This is a genomic window from Erythrobacter sp. (assembly GCF_023653175.1).
GTDB lineage: Bacteria > Pseudomonadota > Alphaproteobacteria > Sphingomonadales > Sphingomonadaceae > Erythrobacter.
The window spans coordinates 1-7943 of record NZ_JAMNXL010000165.1 but is presented as its reverse complement, the minus strand read 5'-3'; the positions used below and the strand labels follow the sequence as shown (position 1 = coordinate 7943).

5 protein-coding genes are annotated in these 7943 nt (G+C 66.8%); 2 read left to right on the top strand and 3 right to left on the bottom strand.

Annotation, left to right across the window (positions count from 1 at the left end):
• The 3 genes from NBV68_RS15400 to NBV68_RS15390 form a co-directional block, all read right to left on the bottom strand.
• Window positions 1-939, bottom strand: a 939-nt coding sequence (locus tag NBV68_RS15400) for a hypothetical protein (RefSeq protein WP_296311353.1), incomplete at its 3' end; no start/stop codon positions are given.
• Window positions 940-1007: 68 nt separating this feature from the next.
• Window positions 1008-1769 carry a molybdopterin-binding protein gene (locus tag NBV68_RS15395; RefSeq protein ID WP_296311352.1) on the bottom strand — a complete coding sequence of 254 codons (762 nt, stop codon included), beginning with the start codon at window positions 1767-1769 and terminating at the stop codon, window positions 1008-1010.
• Window positions 1770-1922: 153 nt separating this feature from the next.
• Window positions 1923-3431, bottom strand: coding sequence for an NAD(P)/FAD-dependent oxidoreductase (locus NBV68_RS15390; RefSeq protein WP_296311347.1), 1509 nt, complete (start codon window positions 3429-3431; stop codon window positions 1923-1925).
• Between the two features lie 127 nt (window positions 3432-3558).
• Here NBV68_RS15390 and NBV68_RS15385 point away from each other — a divergent pair, with 127 nt between their 5' ends.
• On the top strand, window positions 3559-5595 hold the full coding sequence (locus tag NBV68_RS15385) for a TonB-dependent receptor (RefSeq protein ID WP_296311345.1): 2037 nt from the start codon (window positions 3559-3561) through the stop codon (window positions 5593-5595).
• 209 nt (window positions 5596-5804) lie between these two features.
• Window positions 5805-7943: TonB-dependent receptor (locus tag NBV68_RS15380; RefSeq protein WP_296311344.1), on the top strand; the 2139-nt coding region annotated here is incomplete at its 3' end.

Below are 7943 nucleotides of genomic sequence, written 5' to 3'. Positions count from 1 at the left end.
GGCGATCCGGCGCCCGGTGCGCAAGGGGCTGGCGGGGAGCGCGGGGGTGGTGCCGGTCAATTGCAGCGTCGGCGGGGTCTCGGCATAGGTGCCGGTGGCGACGCCGCGCATATGGGACAGTGCCTTCAGAAGCCCGGTGAAGCGGCGGCGGACGATCGGGTTCACCGATTGGCGGCGCCGGTTGATGAGTTCGAAGGAGTGGCTGACCAGTGTGAAGCTGACCCGCCCGCTGTCGCGCGCGTGGCGGATCGCGCAGACCAGCTCGGCCAGCGTCAACGCGGTGAGCTGCGCGTGGCGAAGCCCGCCGCCGATGGTGCCGATTGCTCCGATGGGGACTTCGATCACCCCCATGTGGCCGACCGGATCGCGGGCCTCTTCGGTCAGGCCGATGCGGCATGCGCCGCTGCCGACCAGCGCCGGGCAGTGGCTGGTGTCGTAATCGAGCCCGATCGTCGCCAGCGCCCGCAGCGTGTCGTCATTGGCACCGTAATTGCCTGCCCGGAAGGCGACCGGCGCATGCGCGCCCGCGGCGACCAGCGTGGCGCGGGCGTAATCGAGGATAGCGCATTGGTCCTCGAAGGCGAAGTCGGCGAGGTCTTTGCCGATGGCCTTGGAGGCGAGCGGGTTGGCCGGGCCGGCAAGGCCCAGCCACTCGGTGTGGCAGTGGAGCTGCACGTCCTGCCCCGCGGCCACGATCGGCCCGACGATGTCCTCGATCGCCGCCACGCCCCACACCAGCGCGGGCATCGGGTCGACGAAGAACACCGCCTTCTGCCCGTGCTCTGCCAGCAGTTCGAGCTTGTGGGTGATCCCCGCCGGGCCCTCGGGCGTGAGGCAGGCGATCGATCGGGCGTAGTTTTCCGCACGGTCACCCGCTCCCGGGCCGGTGTAGAGGCCGGAGGAGTACTCGGTGTCGATCGTGATGAACACGCGCGTCATGCCCAAGCCATTAGCGCGCAAGGGTTAAAGCGAGGTGATGATGTCTCTTCGCACCCCGCGGAAGGGCGTCAGATGCCGCCTGGAGTCACCGGGTGCCCGGCTGCCGCCAGCCCCTCGGCAAGCGCGGTGCAGCACGCCGCCAGGTCATCGGCGCTGACCGAGCGGACCACGAAATTCGCGCCGACCCGGCCTTCGCGGAAGAAGGGGTAAGAGCCGATCTGGCAGGTGGCATGGGCCGCTTCGGTCTGGCGCAGGATGTCGGCGACCTCGCTTTCGGGGATCCACCCGCCTAGCGTCTCCGACAGCAGCGGCGCGCCGCCCTCGAGCTCGCCGGTCAGCGCGTCGAGCATGCCGGCCGTGATGTGCGGGACGCCCGCCATCAGGAAGATGTTGCCGCGCCGGATGCCGGGTGCGCCCGACATGCGGTTGGGGATGAGGTCCGAGCCTTCGGGCACCCGCGCCATCCTCAGGCGCCCTTCGTTGAGCCCGCCACGGCTTTCGTAATAGCGCTCGAGCAGGGCGCGCGCCTCGGGGTGGATGACGACCGGCACGCCGAGCGCGGCCGCAACCGCGTCGACGGTGATGTCGTCATGGGTTGGCCCGATCCCGCCGGTGGTGAAGAGATAGTCGTTCGCGGCGCGCAGCGCGTTGACCGCCTCGACGATCCGCGCCTCGACATCGGGCACCACCCGCACCTCGGCCAGGCGGATGCCCTGCACCTGCAACCAGCTCGCGACCTGCGCGATGTTCTTGTCCTGCGTGCGGCCGGAGAGGATTTCATCGCCGATGACGATGAGCCCGGCGCTCCAGATTTTTTCAGAGGCGGTCATGGGGAGGGATTAGGGGAGATTGGCGGTCACTGGAAGAACTTCGTCATTGCGAGGAGCCGAAGGTGACGAAGCAATCGAGGGACGAATTCCGCGGTGTTCGCGAGGTCGGTCCATGGATTGCTTCGCCTTCGGCTCGCAATGACGAGGGTGAATCTACTCCGCCGCCTCCAGTTGCTGGTCGGAGGAACGCGCATTGGCGCCGGGCGTGGTGAAGGTCAGGATGCCGTCGGTCAGCGGATCGTCCTTCATCCGCTTGCGATCGACCACATATTCCTGATTGAGCCGCCACGGATAGCTCACCGAGTTTCGCGGCATGATGTGCTTGCCGCGCTGGATGTAGCCGGACGAGAAATCGAACACGTCGTCCTCGGTGATCGCTGCCTCGCCTTGCTGGGTGAGCACCGGGGTGGCGATGGTGGTGCCGGTGCGGCGCATGTGTTCGAGCACGCGGCACACGTAGTCCGAATTGATGTCCGCGCGCAAAGTCCAGCTGGCGTTGAGGTATCCGAACACCACCGCCAGGTTGGGCAGGTTCGAGAACATGCAGCCCTTGTAGTAGAACCGCTCGTTGAACTTCACCGGCTCGCCATCGACCCGCACGTCGATCTTGCCCGCGACCGCGAGCTTCAGCCCCGTGGCGGTGACGACGATGTCGGCCGGCAGGAACTGGCCGTCAGTCAGGCGCACGCCGCCCTTCTCGAATTTCGCGATATGGCCGGTGACGACGCTCGCCTTGCCCGCCTTCATCGCGGTGAACAGATCCTCGTCGGGCACCAGGCACAGGCGCTGATCCCACGGATCGTAGGGCGGGGTGAAACTCGCCTTGTCGTAATCCGGGCCCAGCGCCGCCTCGATCTTCTTGTAGAGTGCGTCCTTCACCTTCTGCGGCTTGTCGCGCGCCAGTTTGAAGCTGAAGTCCTGCATCTTGATGTTCTTGAACCGGGTGATCCGGTAGGCGAGCTTCTCGGGCAGCACGGCGCGCAGGAAATTCGCCACCGCGTCCTTGGCGGGGCGCGAGAACATCCAGGTCGGCGTGCGCTGGAGCATCGTCACATGCCCCGCCGCCTTCGCCATCGAGGGGACAATCGTGACCGCGGTCGCCCCCGATCCGATCACCACGACATTCTTTCCCTTGTAGTCGAGATCGTCAGGCCAGAACTGCGGATGGAGCACCTGCCCTTCGAATTCGCCGAAGTCGAAGCCGGGATCGTAAGGCTCGTCGTAATCGTAATAGCCGGCGCCCAGATAGAGGAAATTCGCCGTCATGTGCGCGGTGCTGCCGTCGGCCTTTTCCATCTCGACATGCCAGCGCGCGTCATCGTGGTGGAAGTCGGCGCGCACCACCTTGTGGCCGAAGCGGATGTGCTGGCGGATGCCGCGCTCGTCGACGATCCGGTCGAGATAGTCGAGGATCGCGGGCGCATCGGCGATGCTCTTTTCGTGCGTCCACGGCTCGAAATCGAAGCCGAGGGTGTGCATGTCGCTGTCCGAACGGATGCCGGGGTAGCGGAACAGATCCCAGGTGCCGCCGAGATTGTCGCGCCGCTCGACGATGCAATAGCTGTGGCTGGGCGCCTTCATCTCCATGTGCGCGGCCATGCCGATGCCGGAAATCCCGGCACCGACGATCAGGACGTCGAAATCAGGCGGTGTTGCGAGCATGACGGGGCCTCTCTCTCCCTAATTGACACTGATGTAACCACAGGCCTCGCGCAAAAGCGAGTCTGAATGGCAAAGTGCAACTGAGTTTGTGGTGACGGGGCGGCCTCGCCGCTTTAAGGCGCGGTCCATGACGTTCCGTGCCCGCCTGCTCGCCTGCGCTCTGCTGCTTCCCCTCTCCGTGCCGCTGGCTGCGCAGGAAGAGGACGCGAGCGAGGAGGAACTGGCGGAAGAGATTCCCGAGGAAATCATCGTCACCGGGCGCGGGCTCGATCCTGCGCTTTCCACCGGGATCTATGCCACCACGACGATCGAGCGCGAGACGATCATCGCCAGCCCATCGGGCCGGATCGAGGACGTGTTGCGCAATGTCGCGGGCTTCCAGCAGTTCCGGCGTTCGGACAGCCGCTCCTCGAATCCGAGCGCGCAAGGCGTGACGCTGCGCGCGCTGGGCGGCAACGCCACGAGCCGCGCGCTGGTACTGCTCGACGGGGTGCCGATTGCCGATCCCTTCTTCGGCTACATCCCCCTGTCGGCCGTTCCCCCCGAGACATTGGGCGCGATCCGGGTGACGCGTGGCGGCGGGTCGGGGCCGTTCGGCGCTGGAGCGCTGGCGGGGACAATCGAGCTCGAGAGCGCCGAGCCGGGCGAGGCGCTGCTCGGCAGCCTGGGCGTAAACAGCCGCGCCGAGACCGAGGCGAGCGGCGTGCTGACGCAGCGCCTCGGGCGCGGCTTCGCCGTGGCGAGCGGGCGCTGGGATCGCGGGCAGGGGTTCTTCACCACCCCTGAAGCGCAGCGCGTCCCCGCCACCGCGCGCGCCGCTTTCGACAGCTGGAATGTCGCACTGCGCACCGTCGCCCCGCTCACCGACACGGTCGAGGTGCAGGCCCGCGTGGCCGCTTTCCGCGACGCGCGCACGCTGCGCTTCGCGGGCGCGGATTCCACCAGCGAAGGCGAGGAAGCCAGCATCCGCTTCGTCGGGCGAGGGAGCTGGCAGTTCGATGCGCTCGCTTATGTGCAGGCGCGCGACTTTTCGAACATCGTGATTTCCTCGACCCGCTTCACCCCCACGCTCGACCAGCGCCGCACGCCCTCCACCGGCATCGGCGGCAAGTTCGAGCTGCGCCCGCCCATCCTCGAAGGCCACGATATTCGCATCGGCGCCGACTACCGCCGCGCCGATGGCGAGCTTCAGGAGGAAGCGATCAACGCCGTCAGCGGCGCGATCACCGAGCGGCGGCGGGCCGGGGGCGCGACCAGCAATCTCGGGATCTTCCTCGAGGATGACTGGCAGATCGGCCCGCTCACCATCAATGGCGGCCTGCGCGCCGACCGCAGCAGCATCACCGATGGCTTCTACCGTGCAGTCTCGGCGACCACCGGAGCCGTGGTGAGCGAGGTCGTCGCAGCGCCCCGCAATGACTGGTCACTGAGCTGGCGCGCGGGGGCGCTGTTCTACGCCACCCGCCGGCTCGATCTGCGCGCGGCGGCCTATACCGGGCTGCGTCTGCCGACCCTCAACGAGCTCTACCGCCCCTTCGTGGTCTTCCCCGTCACCACCGAGGCCAACGCCAACCTCGTCAATGAACGCCTGCGCGGGTTCGAGATCGGGTTCGACTGGCAGCCGGTGAACGAAGTGGTGATCGCCGTCACCGCCTTCGACAACGAGGTCGAGAACGCCATCGCCAATGTCACCATCGCCCCCAACCTGCGCCGACGGGCGAACCTGCCTGCAATCAAGGCGCGCGGGATCGAGGCGAGCGTTGCCGCGAAGTTCGGCACACTTAGCCTCGACAGCGCGCTCGCCTGGACCGATGCCGAGGTGCGGGGCGAGGGGCCGTCCGCGGATCTCGACGGACTTACCCCTGCGCAGACACCGGAGTTCGCCGCCTCACTCACCCTCGGGTGGCAGCCCGCCCCCGGCTGGCGGATTGCGGGGACGCTGCGCCACGTCTCGGCCCAGTTCGAGGACGACCGCCAGACCGACCGCCTCGCGCCCGCCACCACCCTCGACGCCTTTCTCGCCGCGCCTCTATGGGGCCGCCTGTCGCTGACCCTGCGCGCCGAGAACCTGACGGGAGAGGAGATCATCACTCGCAACCAAGGAGGATCGATCGATCTCGGCGTGCCGCGCACCGTGTGGCTGGGGCTGCGCTACGGCTTTTGATGCCGTGCGGCACGTCGCGTAACAATCTTGCCCCGGCACCCGCGCGCAGTGGCGAGATGCTGCACAAATTGCATGATTGTTGCATTTTTGCTACGGTCGCGCATAAGTTTGCCTATAACTCTTGTTAGGTCGCGCGACGCTGATAGGCTTCCCCCCGCTAACCCAAGTCCGGCGCAAAGATCGGCTGGGACGTGGAGAGAGGGAATCCGATGACGCGCAAGTTCGCTACTTTCGCCTGCGGCCTGATGGCCTGCAGCGCGCTGACTACCCCCGCTTTTGCCCAGGACACCGAAGAGGGCACGACCGCCAGGGATGACAATGTCATCATCGTGACCGCGACCCGTCGCGCGCAGGACGTGCAGGACATTCCGCTTGCGGTGACCGCCATCGCGCCGCAGCAGCTCGAAGCGCAGCGCGTGGTCAACATCCAGCAGATTGCCGCGCTGGCCCCCTCCTTCACCGCCAGCCAGGCGCAGCTCGCCTCGGGCTCGGTGGTGCTGCGGGTGCGCGGCGTGGGGACGACCTCGAACAACATCGGCTTCGAAAGCGCGGTCGGCATCTTCATTGACGGCGCCTATCAGGCCCGCCCGGGCGTGGCGCTCAGCGAATTCGTCGACGTGGAACGCGTCGAAGTGCTGCGCGGCCCGCAGGGCACGCTGTTCGGCCGTAACACCTCGGCGGGCGCGCTCAACATCACCAATGTCCGCCCGGACGTGACCGAGTTCAGCGGCTTCGTGAACGCCGAATACGGCAATTTCGACGAGAAGAGCCTGCAGGGCGCGATCAACGTGCCGATCGTGCAGGACACGGTCGCGCTGCGCCTCACCGGCGCCTATCGCCAGCGTGACGGCTTCCTCACCGTGGTCGACCGCACCGGACGTGAAGTGGGCGACACCAATGATGTCGACCAGTGGCTGGTGCGCGGCCAGATCGGCTGGGACACCGAAAGCGGCCTGCGCGGTCGCATCATCGCCGACTATTCCAAGAGCCAGTCGAGCTGCTGCGGCGCGATCGAGCTCTACCAGACCCCGCTGGTGGGTCTTGGCGCCTTCGCTGGCGTCGGCCTCGGGGCCAATGGCGGCAACGGCCAGCCCTTCACGGCGACCGACCGGAACGACCAGGCCGGGTTCGAACGGGCGATGGACAACCGCATCGTCTCGGCCAACTTCGCGCCGGTCGCGGATATCGACAACTACGGCGTCACCGGCGAACTTGAATTCCCGCTCTCCGACAGCGCCGACCTGATCTTCATCGGCTCCTACCGCAAGTACGAGAGCTTCGAGCGCTACGATTCGGACTTCACCGGGCTCGACATCTTCAACGTCGAGGCGCTCAACCTCACAATCGACAACTGGACCGCGGAACTGCGGCTGCAGGGCGAGGCGATCGAGGGCAAGCTCAACTACATGATCGGCGGGTTCTACTCCGACGAGCAGATCGACCAGACCCAGGTCTTCCAGCTGGGCGCGGACTTCGACCGCAATTTCGGCGCGTTCCTCGGCGCGGCGGCCGGGGCGACGCCGCTCCAGTCCTTCGTCGGGGTTAACCCCACCGGCACCCGCACCACCAACCGCTTCCAACAGGACGCCAAGAGCTACGCGGTCTTCACCCACAACTCCTTCGAGATCACCGACGGGCTCGAACTGACGCTGGGCGCGCGCTATTCGTGGGAGGAGAAGTCGGGCGGTTTCTCCCAGGTGGCGACCAACAACACGGTCTGCCCCGCCACGCTCACGCGGCTGGGTGCGATCGGCATGGTCAATCCGGCGCTGGTGCCGGCCTTCATCGGGATCGGCTGCTTCGGCTTCACCGCGCCCGCCAACCTTCCCCAGGCCGCAGCCCTGCCGCTGCCGCGCACCTTCCAGTCCACCTTCGAGGACGAGGAACTGATCTACACGGTCAAGCTCGGCTACGAGATCAGCCCCTTCGTCAGCTCCTACGCCAGCTTCACCCACGGCTACAAGGCGGGCGGGATCAACCTCGACACCACCGCGGCGGTCAGCGGGGCCAACCCGACCTTCCTGTCCGAAGAGGTCGATGCTTGGGAGCTCGGCGTGAAGGGCCAGACACCGGGCGGCGCGCTGACGCTCAACATCGCGGCCTTCTACGAGGAGTTCACCAATTTCCAGGTGCTCGAATTCACCGGAACGGCCTTTGCCACCTTCAACGTGCCGGTGGCAGAAACCCGCGGGGTGGAAATCGAAAGCCTGCTGCGTCCGGCCGACGGCCTGACCATCAACCTTGCCGCGACCTTCCTCGAGGCGAGCTATCCGGATGATTGCGCGGGCACCCAGATCGCGCCGCAGGTGGTCTCGCTGTGCGGCAACGACCTCACCAATGCGCCGCGG

Bases quoted from the DNA above. Each gene is read 5' to 3' on its own strand.
- NBV68_RS15395 (WP_296311352.1), bottom strand. From the start codon at position 1,769: ATGACCGCCTCTGAAAAAATCTGGAGCGCCGGGCTCATCGTCATCGGC.
- NBV68_RS15385 (WP_296311345.1), top strand. From the start codon at position 3,559: ATGACGTTCCGTGCCCGCCTGCTCGCCTGCGCTCTGCTGCTTCCCCTC.
- NBV68_RS15390 (WP_296311347.1), bottom strand. From the start codon at position 3,431: ATGCTCGCAACACCGCCTGATTTCGACGTCCTGATCGTCGGTGCCGGG.